16 protein-coding genes are annotated in these 17,098 nt (G+C 33.1%); all 16 read left to right on the forward strand.

Going from position 1 to position 17,098, the window contains the following annotated elements; all coding sequences use genetic code 11:
- The first annotated feature begins 86 nt into the window (after positions 1 to 86).
- The 16 genes from C1I91_RS14340 to C1I91_RS14415 all read left to right on the forward strand — a co-directional run bounded on the left by C1I91_RS14340 (position 87) and on the right by C1I91_RS14415 (position 17,082).
- Positions 87 to 872 carry a ParA family protein gene (locus C1I91_RS14340; RefSeq protein WP_128213465.1) on the forward strand — a complete coding sequence of 262 codons (786 nt, stop codon included), beginning with the start codon at positions 87 to 89 and terminating at the stop codon, positions 870 to 872.
- Positions 869 to 1,855 (forward strand): ParB N-terminal domain-containing protein, encoded by a 987-nt coding sequence (locus C1I91_RS14345; protein ID WP_128213466.1) that lies wholly within the window; start codon positions 869 to 871, stop codon positions 1,853 to 1,855. Before C1I91_RS14340 ends, C1I91_RS14345 begins: the two co-directional genes overlap by 4 nt.
- A complete protein-coding gene (locus C1I91_RS14350) occupies positions 1,848 to 7,979 on the forward strand; it encodes a helicase-related protein (protein ID WP_128213467.1) in 6,132 nt (2,043 codons plus the stop codon). The genes C1I91_RS14345 and C1I91_RS14350 overlap by 8 nt, the downstream gene beginning before the upstream one ends.
- A gap of 35 nt (positions 7,980 to 8,014) precedes the next feature.
- The gene (locus tag C1I91_RS14355; RefSeq protein ID WP_128213468.1) at positions 8,015 to 8,281 is read left to right on the forward strand and encodes a hypothetical protein; all 267 of its coding nucleotides are present in this window, start codon (positions 8,015 to 8,017) and stop codon (positions 8,279 to 8,281) included.
- A complete protein-coding gene (locus tag C1I91_RS14360; protein ID WP_021656803.1) occupies positions 8,281 to 8,997 on the forward strand; it encodes a JAB domain-containing protein in 717 nt (238 codons plus the stop codon). Before C1I91_RS14355 ends, C1I91_RS14360 begins: the two co-directional genes overlap by 1 nt.
- Positions 8,998 to 9,025: 28 nt before the next feature.
- Positions 9,026 to 10,003: a DUF3991 and toprim domain-containing protein gene (locus tag C1I91_RS14365; RefSeq protein WP_128213470.1), complete on the forward strand. Its 978-nt coding sequence runs from the start codon at positions 9,026 to 9,028 to the stop codon at positions 10,001 to 10,003.
- Between the two features lie 133 nt (positions 10,004 to 10,136).
- A complete protein-coding gene (locus C1I91_RS14370; protein WP_128213471.1) occupies positions 10,137 to 10,448 on the forward strand; it encodes a plasmid mobilization protein in 312 nt (103 codons plus the stop codon).
- Between the two features lie 9 nt (positions 10,449 to 10,457).
- Positions 10,458 to 11,414, forward strand: a complete 957-nt coding sequence (locus C1I91_RS14375; protein ID WP_128213472.1) for a relaxase/mobilization nuclease domain-containing protein — start codon at positions 10,458 to 10,460, stop codon at positions 11,412 to 11,414.
- A 136-nt stretch (positions 11,415 to 11,550) separates the two neighbouring features.
- A complete protein-coding gene (locus C1I91_RS14380) occupies positions 11,551 to 12,486 on the forward strand; it encodes a cation diffusion facilitator family transporter (RefSeq protein ID WP_128213473.1) in 936 nt (311 codons plus the stop codon).
- Between the two features lie 101 nt (positions 12,487 to 12,587).
- Entirely contained in the window at positions 12,588 to 14,723 is a 2,136-nt protein-coding gene (locus C1I91_RS14385) for a VirD4-like conjugal transfer protein, CD1115 family (RefSeq protein WP_128213474.1), read from the forward strand.
- Positions 14,710 to 15,063: an Mbov_0395 family pilin-like conjugal transfer protein gene (locus C1I91_RS14390; RefSeq protein ID WP_128213475.1), complete on the forward strand. Its 354-nt coding sequence runs from the start codon at positions 14,710 to 14,712 to the stop codon at positions 15,061 to 15,063. Before C1I91_RS14385 ends, C1I91_RS14390 begins: the two co-directional genes overlap by 14 nt.
- A 39-nt stretch (positions 15,064 to 15,102) precedes the next feature.
- Positions 15,103 to 15,333: a DUF6133 family protein gene (locus tag C1I91_RS14395; RefSeq protein ID WP_128213476.1), complete on the forward strand. Its 231-nt coding sequence runs from the start codon at positions 15,103 to 15,105 to the stop codon at positions 15,331 to 15,333.
- Between the two features lie 67 nt (positions 15,334 to 15,400).
- Positions 15,401 to 16,234: a conjugal transfer protein TrbL family protein gene (locus C1I91_RS14400; RefSeq protein WP_128213477.1), complete on the forward strand. Its 834-nt coding sequence runs from the start codon at positions 15,401 to 15,403 to the stop codon at positions 16,232 to 16,234.
- Entirely contained in the window at positions 16,234 to 16,443 is a 210-nt protein-coding gene (locus C1I91_RS14405; protein ID WP_128213478.1) for a mercury transporter, read from the forward strand. Before C1I91_RS14400 ends, C1I91_RS14405 begins: the two co-directional genes overlap by 1 nt.
- Positions 16,444 to 16,511: 68 nt before the next feature.
- Positions 16,512 to 16,760, forward strand: coding sequence for a type II toxin-antitoxin system prevent-host-death family antitoxin (locus C1I91_RS14410; protein WP_128213479.1), 249 nt, complete (start codon positions 16,512 to 16,514; stop codon positions 16,758 to 16,760).
- Between the two features lies 1 nt (position 16,761).
- The gene (locus tag C1I91_RS14415; protein ID WP_128213480.1) at positions 16,762 to 17,082 is read left to right on the forward strand and encodes a type II toxin-antitoxin system RelE/ParE family toxin; all 321 of its coding nucleotides are present in this window, start codon (positions 16,762 to 16,764) and stop codon (positions 17,080 to 17,082) included.
- Positions 17,083 to 17,098: the final 16 nt, after the last annotated feature.

Raw genomic sequence — 17,098 nt, forward strand, 5'->3', positions numbered from 1 at the left:
TTGCAATGTCACATCTATAAGTGTATTATCAAATTATAAAGTGTAATATATTAATTGAAGAAAATGAAAAAAGAAAGGTGAATGCTATGGATAAGAACAAAGTAATTGCTATTGTTAATCAGAAGGGTGGGATAGGAAAGACCGTAACAGCTTTAAATTTAGGGTATGCATTATCAGAAACGGGTAAGAAGGTTTTATTAATAGACTTTGATCCTCAAAGCAGTCTAACCGTATGCTTTGGTTATGATAACACTGACAATATTCAAACTACAATTTATAATCTTATGGCATTAGCCATTGAGGAAAAAAGCTTACCCAAGATGGAGGATTACATAGTTAAGATTGGGAATATTGACCTTATTCCCTGTAACTTAGAGTTATCAGCTATTGAGATAGCACTTGTTAATGTCATGAGTAGAGAAACGGTATTAAGGGCTATAGTAGATGAAATCAAGGCAGATTATGATTATGTTATAATCGACTGCTCTCCATCACTAGGTATGCTGACAATAAATGCTCTAGCAGCATGTGATAGTGTAATCATACCTGTTACTCCTCAATATCTTTCTGCTAAAGGTTTAGAGCTACTTCTAAAAAGCATTATAAGAGTCAAAAAAAGAATTAACCCTAAAATTGAAGTTGATGGGATACTTTTTACTATGTATGCAGAAAGAATAAAACTTTCAAAGGAAGTGTTGTCCATTATACAAGAGGCATACGGAAGTCATATTCACATATTTGAAAACAAGATACCGACATCAGTAAAGGTTGGAGAAGCAAATATGAAAAGCAAAAGCACTATTGAGTATGACCCTAAAAATAAAGTATCGGTGGCTTATAGAGAATTTGCCAAGGAGGTTGTTTCATTATGAGTGAGAAAAAGTTAATGAGCTTAGATGATATGTTTGGTGATAGCATTAACACTACTGAGCAAGAAAATCAAACAAAGATAGAAATATCAAGGCTTATACCTTTTGAGAATCATCCCTTCAAGCTGTATGAAGGTGAAAGATTTGAAAATATGGTAAGAAGCATAAAGGAGTTTGGTGTTATTGTTCCTGTCATTGTAAGACCTAAAGGGTATGACTATGAAATATTATCAGGACATAACAGAGTAAATGCAGCTAAGGCAGCAGGGCTTTTAGAAGTGCCGGTTGTCATTAAAGAAAACTTAGAAGATGAAGAAGCAATGCTCATTGTTACAGAAACTAACTTAATGCAGCGTTCATTTAGTGATATGCTTCATTCGGAAAGGGCAGCAGCATTATCTGAACACCATAAAGCATTGTCTTCTCAAGGCAAAAGAACTGACATTTTAAAAGAGATTGAAAGTCTTTTAAATGCTGATGAAATCAAGAGGGAAGAAACTTCTTCCCCAGTGGGGAAAAAGTTAAGAACTCATGAGCAAATAGGTGAAGCATATAACTTATCTAAAAATTCTATAGCAAGATATTTAAGAATATCCAAACTTGTTGATGAACTAAAAGAGTTTATAGATAGTGAGGAAATCTCTATAAGAGCAGGTGTAGATTTATCCTATTTGCTAGATGAAGAACAAATACTAATTGCAGATATTTTAACCTCAAGTGAATTTAAGATAGATATGAAAAAAGCAGAGACCTTAAGAGCATTTTCAGAAGGCAAGAAGCTAAACGAAGAAACAGCTTATTCTATTCTTTCAGGAGAATTAAATAAAAAACCAAAGGCTAATAAACCTGCACCAATTAAACTGAAACCTAAGCTTATCAGTAAATTCTTCGCACCAGAAATAAAGCAAACTGAAATTGAAGAAGTCATTGAAAAAGCTTTGGAACTATATTTTGAAACTCAGAAAAAGGAGGTTTTGGATGAGTAGACTTAATGAAGTAAGGGACATCTATGATAAGATAACCGACATTGTTACCAGCAGTAAGGAGGAATGGAAGGAGTTTTTAAGCTTTGCATCAAGGATATATAAATATAACTTTGATAATGCAATTTTAATCTATGCACAAAGACCAGATGCTACAATGGTTGCCAACATGGAAGTATGGAATAAAAGGATAGGAAGATATATTAACAGGGGCACTAGAAGTATAGCAGTTTTCGATACCTCAAAGGCTAATTTAAAGCTAGAGTATTTATTTGATATTAAAGATACCAATGGTGATCCACACACAATACCTAAGCTTTGGAGATTAAATGATGATATAACTCCAATCCTTTCAGAAAGGCTTAAGGGAAAATATGAACTAAGTAGTGGTGATTTAGATAGCACAATATTTCAAATAGTTGAGATTAAAGTCAATGCTAATTTTGAAGAGTGCTTTAAAGATTTTGAAAGTGATACAAAAAGTACTTGGCTTAAGGATTTACCTATTGAGGGGCTTATGGCTTATTTTACTCAAACTATAATTGAGAGCACTCAATATGTGGTGGCAAAAAGATGTGGTATAGGCTCTCCGATTTTAAATGATGAAAATGCATTTAGAGTAATAACACATTTTAATACTCTTCCATTAACCTTTAGGCTAGGAAATGCAGTATGCAGCATTTCTCAGGAAATTCTTAGAGAAATAGAAAGCGAAGTTATTCAAATAATTAAAGAAAAAAGGAGCGAGAGAAACAATGAAAGAAGCACTAGAGCTGAATTACAAAGAGATAGACGGGATACTTTATCCAGAGATACAAATATCCAAGGACAAGGAGGCAGACGAGAAACCACTAGGGAAGTACGGACAGATGGCACTGAACTATCTAAAGGAGAATCATCCAAACCGATACAGCCTACTTTTGGCAACAGGGAAACTAATGCCAACAATGCACAAAGTGAATCAGGAAGCTTATCAGAAACTAGACTTAATCATGGAACAGATACTAATGAAAAATCCGATACCGAGTCCAGAGAACACAGTGGAAAGCTTCAAGCACAGGGAACAAGTGAAGCAGACAGCAGAAGAGATAATACTGCTGGAGATAGTGTATCAGGTGAGATAAAAAAGAATATACAAATAAACTTTATTGAGTCGCTTGAAAGGGGCTCTTTTTTTATGCCAGAAAACACTGAAAAAAATGATACTTTAACAGAAGAAAGTAAAGATAATGAAGAAGATTTTATTTTAGAAGAAGTCAAAGCAGATGAAAAAAAGGAAACTTCAGAAGAACATAAACCTATAAATTATAAATACAATCCAGAAGATGAAATAGGAGTTGGAGGACTAAAAACTAAATTTAGAAACAATGTAGAAGCCATAAAAATGCTAAAAGTTATAGAAAGTGAAAATAGACTTGCTACTAAAGATGAACAAAAGATACTAGCAAAGTATGTTGGATGGGGTGGAATGCCCCAGGCTTTTGATATGAATGCTGGAGGTTGGAATAATGAATATGCAGAACTTAAAGGACTTCTTACTCCAGAAGAATATGCAAGTGCCAGAGCTTCTACACCAAATGCACATTATACTTCGCCAATAGTAATTGAAGCAATGTATAAAGCTATTGAAAGCTTTGGGTTCAAAACAGGGAATATTTTAGAGCCATCTATGGGAGTAGGGAACTTCTTTGCAAAGCTTCCAGATAGTATGGAAGGCTCTAAGCTTTATGGAGTAGAGCTTGATGATATTTCGGGGAGAATATCAAAACAATTATATCAAAAGGCAAATATCAAAATACAAGGCTTTGAGCAAAGTGATTTTTCAGATAACTTTTTTGATGTTGCAATTGGTAATGTACCTTTTGGAGATTATAAGCTTTATGATCCAAAGTATGAGAAGTATAACTTTTTAATACATGACTATTTCTTTGGTAAGGCACTAGATAAAGTAAGACCTGGAGGTATAGTTGCCTTTATAACAAGTAAAGGAACTCTTGATAAGGAAAATAATTCAGTAAGAAAATACCTTGCTGAAAGAGCAGATTTAATAGGGGCTATAAGACTTCCTAATACTGCTTTTAAAGCAAATGCCAATACTGATGTTACTACGGATATTATTTTCCTTCAAAAGAGAGAAAGAGTATCTGTAAATGAGCCTAATTGGCTTCATGTTGGACTTACGGAAGATAAAGTTCCTGTAAATGATTATTTTATAGATAATCCAGATATGCTTCTTGGAAAGATGATTTTTGACCAAAGAATGTTTGGAGAAGGCAGTAAATATACATCCTTAGTAAATAAAGATGAAAACTTTGACCTTGAAGAAGCACTAGATAAAGCAGTACAAAATCTTACTGCAGATATAGGAAGTTTTAAAAGAGAAGAAAATAGTTTAGAAGATGTAATCTCAGCTGACCCTAATGTTAGAAACTATACTTATACTTTTGTAGGTGATGAACTTTACTACCGTGAAAATGCTGTAATGAGAAAAATAAATGAAAGTGGAAAAACTTTAGAGAGAATTAAAGGGCTTCATGGTATTAGAGAAATCACAAGAGAAATTATAGATATTCAAACTAGGGGATGCACGGAAACAGAGCTTAAAGAAAAACAAGTGGTTTTAAATGCTAGATATGATGAATTTGTTAAAAAACATGGTTATATAACTTCAAGAGCAAACAATACTGCTTTTAGAGATGACAATGATTATCCCCTATTATGTTCTTTAGAATATGTTGATGAAAATAATAAGGTTACAAAGGCAGATATGTTTACTAAGCAGACTATAAGACCGATGGAGAAAATAACAGAAGTAGATACAGCTATTGAAGCACTTACAGTAAGCTTAAATGAAAAAGGTAAGGTAGACTTATCCTTAATGCTGCAGCTTTATGACAGTACACCAGAAAATATTATAGAAGAATTAAAGGGTCAGATATTTTTAAACCCTGAAAAGTACGATAAGGAAGATATATTAGTTGGCTGGGAAACTCAAGACGAGTATTTAAGTGGTAATGTAAGGCAGAAACTTAAAGTAGCAAAAATATATGTAGAGAGCAACCCAGAATTGTTTGCAGGTAACGTAGTAGCACTTGAGCAGATACAGCCTATAGACCTTGAAGCTAGTGAAATTGATATTAGACTTGGAACTACATGGATTGAAGAAGGTGATATAGAAAGGTTCATGTATGAAACCTTTGGTACACCAAAATACTGTCAAAATTCAGGTTCACGGGTTGCTACCAATGAAATAAAAGTTCACTACAATAACTATAATGCTACTTGGACTATAGAAAATAAAGGCATGGATGGCTTCTCAGTATCAGCCACAGAAACCTATGGAACTAAAAGGATGAGTGCCTACTACATCGTTGAGGAAACTTTAAACCTAAGAACTGTAACAGTTAAAGATAGAATTGAAGATGGAGATTCAGTAAGGTACGTAATAAATCAAAAGGAAACCATGCTGGCCAGAGAAAAACAAAATCAGATAAAGGAAGAATTTAAGAACTGGTTATTTAGAGATCCTGATAGAAGAAAGAAGTATGTTAATTTTTATAATGAAAACTTTAATAATATAAGGCTTAGAGAATATGACGGCTCACATCTTACTTTTCCAGGCATGAATCCAGATATTAAATTAAGGCAGCATCAAGTTAATGCTATAGCAAGAACTCTTTATGGTGGAAGCACACTCCTTGCTCACTGCGTTGGTGCAGGAAAAAGCTTTGAAATGATAGCAAGCGGTATGGAGCTTAAAAGATTAGGACTAGCAAAGAAAAGCATATATGTAGTACCAAACCATTTAACAGAGCAAATGGGAGCAGAGTTTTTAAGGCTTTACCCTTCAGCCAATATCCTTGTAACTACAAAGAAAGATTTTCAAAAGCAAAATAGAAGAAAGTTTGTAAGTAGAATTGCTACAGGAGCTTATGATGCAATTATTATAGGGCACAGTCAGTTTGAGAAAATACCAATCTCAAAGGAAAGACAAGAGAGAATGCTGAATTACCAAATTGAACAAATAACCTTCGCCATTGAACAAACTAAAAGGGAACGTGGTGAAAACTGGTCAATAAAGCAAATGGAGAAGTTTAAGAAGGGACTTGAAAGTGAATTAAAAGCATTGCTAGATGCTTCTAGAAAAGATGATGTTATTAACTTTGAAGAGCTAGGAATTGACTGTATGTTTGTAGATGAAGCCCACTACTATAAAAACTGTGCAGTATTCTCTAAGATGCGAAATGTTGCAGGAATATCAAATACTAGAGCTAAAAAGGCAAGTGATATGCTTATGAAATGTCAGTATATACAGGAAGCCAATAATGGAAGGGGAGTTATTTTTGCAACAGGAACTCCTATTTCAAACTCTATGACAGAAATGTATGTGATGCAGAGATATCTTCAAAACTATGAACTTGAAAGACGAGGTATTCATCATTTTGATGCCTGGGCAGCAAGCTTTGGAGAAGTTGTATCTTCCCTTGAACTAGCACCAGAAGGAACAGGCTATAGATTTAGAAGTAGATTTTCTAAATTTACTAATCTTCCAGAGCTTATGACACTTTTTAAAAACATTGCTGATGTTCAAACTTCGGACATGCTTAAGCTTCCAATACCAAAGCTTAAGGATGATAGATATATCATTGCGGCATCAGAACCAAATGAATTTGTTCAAGATACAATGATGGAGTTTGTTGAAAGAGCTGAAAGCATAAGAAATGGTATGGTGGACCCATCAAGCGATAATATGCTGAAGATAACAAATGAAGCAAGGCTTTTAGGTACAGACCCAAGACTTTTAGATATAAATGCTGAAAATGATCCAGCTTCAAAGGTTAATCAGTGTATAGAAAATATCTATGAAGAATACCTAAAATCGAGTGATATAAAAGGAACACAAATAGTATTTTGTGATGTTGGAACGCCTAATAGTGAAGGGCGTTTTTCTGTTTATGATTATGTTAAGGAAGAACTCATAAGGCGAGGAATTTCAGAAGATGAAATATGCTTTATACATGATGCTAAAAATGAAGCTCATAGAGAGCAGATGTTTTCTGATATGAGGTCAGGAAACAAAAGAGTAATTATAGGAAGTACTCAAAAGATGGGCACAGGAACTAATATTCAAGATAGGCTCATAGCACTCCATCATTTAGATTGTCCGTATCGGCCCAGCGACATAGAACAGCGTGAAGGAAGAATTTTAAGACAGGGTAATATGAACAGCGAGGTAAGTATCTATAGGTATGTTACTAAAAATACCTTTGACTCTTACCTCTGGCAAATTGTTGAGCAGAAGCAAAGGTTTATATCTCAGATAATGACTTCAAAATCTGTGGCAAGAAACTGTGAAGATGTAGATGAAACAGTACTTTCCTATGCAGAAGTTAAGGCACTTGCAACAGGTAATCCATTAATTAAAGAAAAGATGGACGTAGACAATGAGGTATCAAGATTAAGAGTTTTAAAGGCTGCTTATGATAATCAAAAATACACAATGCAAGATAACTTTACCTTTAAATACCCAAAGTTAATTAGTGAAGCAAAGCAGCAGCTTGAATGTATTATAAAAGACATTAGCAGAAGAGATATGAATGATGATAAGGACTTTTCAATAACCCTAGATGGCAAGATATTTAATGAAAGGGAAAAGGCAGGTACTATGCTTGAAGTCTTAGCTTCAAAGGTGTTCAAAGGAGAAGAACTTCATATAGGCTCTTTTAAAGGTTTTGACTTGATGCTAAGAAGAAATATATTCTACGAAAGATTTGACCTTTTAATTCACGGAAACTCAAAGTACACAATAGAGCTTGGAGATAGTGCTCATGGAAATATGATAAGAATTGAAAATGCTTTAAATAACCTTGAAGAGAAGATGATCCGTTTAGAAGGTAAAATCGAGGAATATCAGAGAAACTTAGAACAATCAAAAATAGAATATGCTAAACCTTTTCAATATGAAGAAGAACTAAAAACAAAACTTGCAAGACAGTTTGAACTTAATACGATGCTTGATTTAAATAAAAAAGATGAGGATATTTTGGCTGATGAAGATACGTTAAGTGCAGCAGAAGATGAGGCTACCATAGATGAAGAAATACAGGAAGATGATATGGCTATTTAAAAATAATTAAATGAAAAGGAGAAGATGAAAACTATATGAACAAACAACAATCTATTAATTTAGCGGAGTATAAATATATAAGCTCACTACTAGCACAGCTTTTAGAAGTTGATATTTATACAGAGGAAATAATTACAGGATACATTGAAAACTTTGGAGTAGACAAGTTCTTTAATAATATCGAAATTATGGACTTGCCTTCTGAAGTTATAGATAAATTAGAAAATCTGCAGCTCATTTTAGAAGCTCTGGAAAAAGAAAAAGAAATAAATAATCTATGGGGAAATGGAGGTGTTAGATAATGAATAATATGCCGCATACCCAAAACTTTTTAAAAGGACTAACCACATTAACTGGACTTTCAATGAAGAAAATTCAGGAATATGCAAAAGGTAATAGTCCTTTTAATATTTTAGAACATCCATTAATAATAGATCCAAATGAAAAACAGCTTCAAAAGATTGGACTTTTAAATGAGTTTATTGCTTCCTATAATCTATTAAAAGAATATGAAAGTGAAAATAAAATAAAAATAACATCTCCAGAAAAAGCAGCAGCTTTCTTTGTACCATTATTAAGTGGTAAGAAAGACAGAGAAAGTTTTATGGTTGCTTTTTTAGATAATGGAAATAACATAATACATTCAAGTGAAGTATCAAAAGGAACTGTTTCACAGGCAATGGTTTATCCAAGGGAGGTTTTAAAGCAGGCTTTAGCTTGTGATTGTACCGCAGTGATTTTAGCGCATAATCATCCAGGAGGCTCAATTAACCCATCAGTTGAAGATAAAGCAATGACTCAAAGGCTTGTAGATATATTCCATCCATTAGACATTAGAATTCACGACCATATTATCGTTGCAGATACTAAATACACTTCTATGGCCGAAGAAGGAATGATGCCCAAAAGCCCAATAGAAAGAGCAAACTATGAGCCATTTAAAGTCGTTGAAACTGCAAAGGAAGAACAACTAGGATATGATGACAGCATTGAAGATGAAGAATGGGAACTTGAATAAATAGTTTTTCAAAAGAAGGTGATTAACTATGACAAGGGAAAAGCTAAGATTTACTGATGAGCAGATAGCTCAAGCAGACAGCATAAATATAATAAGCTATGCTCAAAGCTCAGGTTATCCAATAAAGCAAGTTACTCCAAGATCTTTTAAAATAGAAGGCTATGGCGGTCTATATATCCATAGTGATGGTCATAAGTGGAATTGGTTTTCTCAAAATAAAGGTGGTGGTGCAATACAGTTTGTAATGGAGATAGAGAATAAAACTTGGGTTGAAGCTATTAAATATCTACTAGGCATAAGTCATGAAGTAGTAAGATTTGTTCCACCAGTAGCAGAAAAAGAAGAAAAGGAAAAAGGAGAGTTTGTCCTTCCGGAAAAGAATAATACTTTCAAACATATTTTTGCTTACTTAATAAATTCAAGAGGAATAGATAAAGAAATAGTTTATGACTTTGTGAAAAAGCATAAGCTATATGAAAACAAGCATAAAAGTTGTGTTTTTGTTGGCTTTGATAAAGAAGGACAGGCTAAATATGCAAGTATAAGAAGTACAAATACTTCAGGAAAATCTTTTAGATGTGATGTAGAAAATTCAGATAAAACCTATCCCCTTTGCAAAGAAGGAACCAATGATACACTTTGTGTTTTTGAAGCACCTATTGACCTTTTAAGCTATTTAACCTTAATAAAAAAGCATAATATACAAAACTTTGAAAGCCACTGCATTTCACTAGGTGGTGTTTCAGATAAAGCACTTAACTACTATCTAAAAGAAAATCCTAATATAAAAAAGATAATGCTCTGCCTTGACAATGATGAGACAGGGCATTTTGCTTGTCAGCAGATAAGAGAAAAGTATAGAGACAGGTATAAGATAGTAAGGCATGTTCCAGAAGGAAAAGACTTTAATGAACAGCTATTAAATATGAATAAAGCATATCCCAAGACTGTAGAAAATGAGGCAATTCATACAGTGGCAGAAGAGGAAATGCTTTTTTCTCAATAACCTAAAAACCGAGGGGAAAGCCATAGGCTTTGGTGAGGGCAAGCTTCCTATTGGTATAGCCAATAGCTTGTAAAGAGTGGGGAATCCCAACGCCCCTTTAAATAAAAGTTCTTTTAAGATAAGGAGGAGCTTAGTGAGAAAGAGAAATATACAAACCAATATAAGAATGACAGAGGATGAAATTAATAAAATAAAGAAAAAAGCTAAAAGTGCCAATATGACTTTTAGTAACTATGTCATATCATCAGCTTTAAATAATGAAGTTATAGTTATTGATGGAATAAAAGATTTTACCCACCAGCTTTCAAAGGTAGGTACAAATCTTAATCAGATTACAATGCTTTGTCATCAAGGTAAGATAACTGTTCCAGACATAACCGAAACAAATAAATTTTTAAATGATTTATGGGAGTACCTAGTATCTATAAGAAAGAGAAAAAAGTAAGGTGGAAAGATGGCTGTAATAGAATTTATAAATGCTTCAAATAACACCTATAAAGGAATGAAAAGAGCCATTGAATATATTAAAAATCCATTAAAAACAGCACCACATCTAGCTGGTGGAAAAGACTGCAGTCCTGATACTGCCTTTAATGAGTTTGTAATGGTTAAGCAGAACTTTAAGAAGGAAACAGGAAGGCAGTTTATTCATTTTGTGCAGTCTTTTTCACCCAATGATAAAGCTACACCTGAGATAATAAATGAAATAGGAAGAAAGCTGCTAGAACATGAAGCATTTAAAGAGTTTCAAGTTGTATATTCTACCCATACAGATAAAGAACATCTTCATAATCACTTTATAATTAATTCCGTAAGTTTTACTACGGGGCGAAAATGGCAGCTATCAAAGGAGCAATTAGAAAGTCTTAAAGAATACTCAGATCAGTTATGTAGAGATTATGGACTTATTATTATTGATGGAGCTAAGGGCAAGCGAAAAGATAGAGGAGAATATAGAGCAAATGAAAAACAACAAAGCTGGAAGTATGAACTTTACCTTTCAGTAAAAGAGTGCAAATGGTGCAGTAGAAGCAAAGAAGAATTTGTAGCTAATATGGAGAAGTTAGGCTATAAAGTAGATTGGAGTGATGAAAGAAAATACATAAGTTTCACAACTCCAAGCGGTAAAAAGTGTAGAAACAGAAAACTCTATCCTCCGGAGCAATTTACAAAAGAAGCACTACTTAAGGCTTTTGAACTAAATAAACAGCAGGCAACTAAAAAACAGATGCAATCAAGAATGGAACTTTTACTATCGGCTATTCAAATGTTATCGCTACAAGATAGAAATAATAATCAAGGACATTATCCATTAACAGCTCTTGAAGGTGAAGGAAGAAAAGAAAGAGCTATGGAAGAAGCTAAGGGAAGGGGGCTTGATTGGGATAAAGAAGGTGGAAAAGATATGTAATAAATGCATATGAAGCAGTATTAATTTATGGAAAAATATTAATACGTTTTAGTAATTTGTTGCGAAGCATAAACATATTTTGATTTGGTAAAGTATAAACTATGGTTAGACTCAACTGAAGGAAGGTTTTATATGTATGTCAACTCATAACCACCATGATAGTCACGAACACGAACATGGACATAATCACCATCATCACGTTTCTTCTATGAATAAAGGAAGATTGTTTGCTGTAATTATATTTAACTTAATTATATCTTTTGCCGAAGTAGTTGGAGGAGTAATCTCGGGAAGTCTTTCATTAATATCAGACGCTATTCACAATTTAAGTGATACTGCTTCTCTAATATTAAGTTATATATCCATAAAAATATCGGAGAAGCCAAAAAGCAAAACAAAAACATATGGGTATAAGAGAGCCAATATTTTATCTGCTTTTATAAATTCTGCGTCTCTAATTGGTATATCAATATTCTTGGTTGTAGAGGCGATTAGAAAATTTATAACTCCACAGCATATTAATGGTAATACTGTTATAATTGTTGCAATTGTTGGTCTTTTAGGTAATTCGTTTAGTGCATTGTTCTTGAAGCAAGGTTCAAAAAATAGTATAAACATTAAATCATCATACTTACACATGTTAAGTGATGCATTATCCTCTGTAGCAGTAATTATAGCAGGAATAGTCATTAAGTATTTTACTATTTATTGGATAGACCCTGTTTTAACTATCTTTATAAATGTAGTAATTCTTAAATCAAGTTACGGAGTTTTAAAAGAAAGCATAGATATTTTAATGCAGGGAACTCCAATTGATACAAACATGGAAGCAATGGAAAAAGACTTGTTGAATATAGAAGGCATTAAGGGTGTACATCATATTCATGTATGGAGATTAGATGAAAATAATAATGTTTTTGAAGGACATATTCAAGTACAAGATATGCTTATTAGTGAGTCAAAAACAATAAGTGATAGGGTTCAACATATTCTAATGGAGCATTTTAATATAACCCACATAGTTATTCAATTTGAAAGCATTAATTGCAATGAAGATAATTGTAGGATTTAATCCATACTTGGTACGTCTTTTTCTTGTTTTCTGTCTTATGGACTTGCCTAAAGGTGAGTCTTATTTTTATGGTATAAATTTATACGAGTAGAGGTGATAACTTGAGATCAAGAAAGAAAAAGATATTAATATCCTTACTAATATTAGTGGGAGGAATGCTATTTAACGTTTATTTTTCAACAAACTTGCATCTACTGCTATCAAAGCAGGGAACAACCTTATCAATACCAAATTTAAAATACTGTATAAAAAGTATTGCATCAAATAAAGAACACTTGGTGCTTTTTTTATGCCTAAATGGATTTATTCTGTTATTTGCTATTTTTATTTATGCAGCAAATAACAAGCCCTACCAGAGTGAGCTAAGGCAGATTACACCTAAGATATCTACACCTGTGCCAGCAGGTCAAAAACAGTTTGGTTCAGCAGAATGGCTTAAGGAAAAGGAGAAGGATACAGCTTTTAATAGCTTTACCTTAAATACAGATGACACCACTGTAAAATTATTAATTGAACATGGTTTTGATGATGTTAAAGAAGCTTTGAAAGGAGGTGAAAAACAAAATGAAAAGAATGAAACACAGGAAGATTCAGCAGGAAAACAAGAGGAACATATTCAAAATAAAAGTCAAGATTCCGAAGGTTCTTCCAATAATAAGAAAAACCTTATATCGCAAGGTGGTATAGTTTTAGGCTGTAAAAAATATAAAGGTAATGAAAAAGTCTATTATATAGGTGATGATGTTCATACCTTATGTATTGGTGCAACCCGTTCAGGTAAAACAAGAACTGTAGTGCTTCAAAGTATAGGAACTTTAGCTCTTGCAGGTGAAAGCATGATTTTAAGTGATCCAAAAGGAGAGCTATATCAATATACCTACCCTTATTTAGAAAGACTAGGTTATGAAGTTATAGCTATTGACTTTAAAAATCCCTTAAAGAGTAAAAGATATAATTTTCTTCAACCTGTTATAGAAGCTGTAGATAATGATGATATAGCAAAAGCTATTGATGCTACATGGGACTTAACTTCACAGCTAGTAGGTGAGCCAAAAGGAGAAAGAATTTGGACAGATGGTGAAGCAAGTATTATTGCAAGTGCCATTATGAGTGTTGTTTATGATAATAGAGAAGGCAAAAATCGCAAGTATCAAAATATGACTAACGTTTATTACTTCATAAGTGAGATGTGTAAGGCTGTTGGAAATACAATGCCTATAATTGAGTATGTTAAAAAGCTAAGTCCAACACATCCTGCAAAAGCGTTGCTTGCAATATCAGAAGTTGCACCAAGTAAAACAAGGGGAAGCTTTTATACAGCAGCGCTTACTACCTTAAGACTTTTTACTAATCCATTGATAAATTCTATGACTAATGTATCTGACTATGACCCAAAGGAAACAGGAAGTAAGAAAAGAGCTATTTTTATTATTCTTCCTGATGAAAAGACAACCTATTATCCTTTGGCAAGCTTATTTGTATCTCAGCATTATATTGAGCTTGTTAAAAGTGCAGATGAAAGGGGAGGTAGATTAAAAAACAGGGTGAATTTTCTGCTTGATGAATTTGGAAACTTTGTTCAAATTCCAGACTTCTCAAATAAGCTTACAGTTGGAGGCGGTAGAGGAATTAGATTTAATCTATTTTTACAAAGCTTTGCTCAACTTGATGATAAGTATGGAAAGGATGTAGCAAAAACAATTAAGGGAAACTGCGAAAACTGGATTTATCTTCAGGCAGATGACCTTGAAACCTTAGATGAGATATCAAAAAAGCTTGGGAATTATACGGTATCTACTTATTCTCTTAGTGCTTCTCATGGAAAGTATAGTACACCTTCAAGTTCTCACAGTATAAATCTTACTCACAGAGCATTACTTTCTGTAGATGAAATAAGGCTTGTTTCAAGACCATACAGTTTAATTACATCAAGAAATAACCCTGCAATTATGTATTCCCCAGATTTATCACAGTGGCAATTCAATAAAATGTTTGGGCTTGGTGATAAGGAACATAATAGGCGAGTGAGAGAGCTAAGAGAAAATAGAAGAGCAAAAAGAAGTACAAGCATGAGTGAAATGGATTTATGGGGAGTATGGCTTTATTACACAGCAAACGAGCAATTAAATACTATGAATCAAGCAGCTATGCTAATGCGGGAAAAACTTAATAAGGTACAAAAGATTACCTATACTACAGAGACTGAAAAAGGAGATATGTACAATGACGAAGATTAAAACATTCTTAAAAAAAGTAAAGAACAAGCTGTGGTTATCAGCAGTATCAATATACACATTAGCAATGTTATCTACACCAGCCTATGCTTCAGGAGATATTAAAAGTAGCCAGATTGTAAAAGGAACAGAAAAGCTTATAGGTGATGCAACCACATGGCTTATGGTACTTGCTCCTGTTGTTGCAGGGCTACTTATTATATACTTTTGCATAAGAAGAAGTGCAGCCGATGAAATGGATCAGAAGAAGTGGAACAATAGAATAGTAGTTGCTATTGTTTCTTGTATAGGCGCTGTTCTAGGTTCAGCAACTTTAAATGTTATTATTGGATATTACAAATAAAAATTGGTTGATAAAATAAATTTTGGAGGTTTATAAAAGATGAAAAATATAATATTAAAAACTCAAGTTAAAACAATGAATATAGTAAGTAAGGTAAAAGAAGCTCTCACAAGCAAAAGCGGTGAGAGTTTTGTTGATACTGCTGTAAAAATATTAATTTCAGTTGTAATTGGAGCATTAATTCTTGCAGGACTTTACTTGCTGTTCCAGGACACAATTCTTCCGACATTAACAGAAAAGATTAAAAATATGTTCGATTTTAAAGGATAGATTAAACCTATTTAGTGGACTTGCGGTGTTAACACTGTAAGTCCACTAAACTTTTGGAGGTGGTTATTTGGAATATATATTGGTGCTATTAATTGCAGCAATATTAACGGGATGCCTAACTTATGCAAACTCTTTGATGAAGGATCTTATACCAATAGCTTTAAATGCAGAAAGATATATGGATACAATGCTTGGTACAAATGGACTAACAGAAATATTTAATATATTTTTCGGATTTGGAATTTCTCTTATAGTATTAAAGTTCTTAAAGAAGGGTTTTGAGCAATATATCCTATGGACAGATGGAGATGCAGATTCTGACCCGTTATTGCTATTAACAGGCTTTTTTAGAGCACTTGCCATAGCAGTATCTTTTCCAACCATGTATTCTTGGCTTGCTACAATAATTGAAGATTTAACAGCAAAGCTTATAAATGCTGTAAGTAATGGCATGGCAACAGACTTCACAGCAATAATTACAGGAATTTCAAGTGCAGGATTATTTACTGCTATAATATCACTTATATTTTTTATATGTTTCTTTCTTCTATATCTTCAGTTTTTAATGAGAGGAATGGAAATATTAATACTTCGTGTAGGGCTGCCAGTTGCATGTGTAGGCTTACTAGATACAGATAAAGGTGTATTTAGGACATATATTCAAAAGTTTTTTCAATCAACTTTAGCAGTATTAATTCAGATCGTTTTAGCAAAACTTGGAGTTGCACTCATGCTCAATACCCATGTATTTTGGGGAGTAGCTGCACTGATGCTTGCAATAAAGACACCAAAGTTTTTACAGGAGTTTATTATTGTATCAGGTGGTCAAGGCTCTGGAGTTACAGGTACAATTTATCAATCTGTACGTTTAGTCCAGATTGCGAAAGGAGCTTTTAAATAATGGATTTAGTAAAAGAAATGGCAGACGCTTTTGTTATACTTATTAGAGTAGGTGCTGCCTTTAGATTAGTTTATTGCTTTATCCGTATGGGAGTTTCGGAAGAAGAAAGTGCTATGTTTAAAAAGAGAGCTAAAAATACTGTTGTATTTTATATACTAGCGGAATGTATATGGCAGTTAAAAGATCTCGTACTAGGCTACTACAGTTGATAAATTTGATGTTGTATTTTAAGTAAAATTAGCATACAATAATATCATCATAATTTGGAGGTGTAAGTATGCCTAATATAAAACCTATATCAGATTTAAGAAACTATAATGAGGTTTTAAGAGATTGTCAAAATGGAGAGCCTGTTTTCTTAACTAAAAATGGCAGAGGGAAATATGTGCTTGTTGATATAGAAGAATATGAAAAACAACAAACCATATTAAAGCTATTATCAAAGCTAAATGAAGCTGAAGAAGCCATTAAAACAGGAGACGAGTGGCAAACATTAGATGATTTAAAACGTAGCTTGGGAGTTTAAAATGAGTGCAAAAATTAGAATAAACCCTGTGGCAACTTCAGATTTACAGGAAATAAAAAGTTATATAGCAGAAGATAACATAGATGCTGCCACAAAAGTAGTAAAAGAAATTATAGAAAAAATTGAAAGCTTAGCAGAGTTTCCAGAGATAGGAACGATGCTAATGTACAAAATAAGATTAAAGAGCAAATACAGATATGTTATTTGTGGTCAATATCTTATATTTTATATTTATGAAGATAATACAGTCTCAATTCAGCGTATTTTACATGGAAAGAGAGACTATATGGCACTACTTCAAGACCAGAAAAATGATAATTAGATAACACTTGGCTTAA

Origin of the sequence: Clostridium manihotivorum (assembly GCF_004015185.1) — a bacterium.
In the GTDB taxonomy this organism is placed as follows: domain Bacteria; phylum Bacillota; class Clostridia; order Clostridiales; family Clostridiaceae; genus Clostridium_AR; species Clostridium_AR manihotivorum.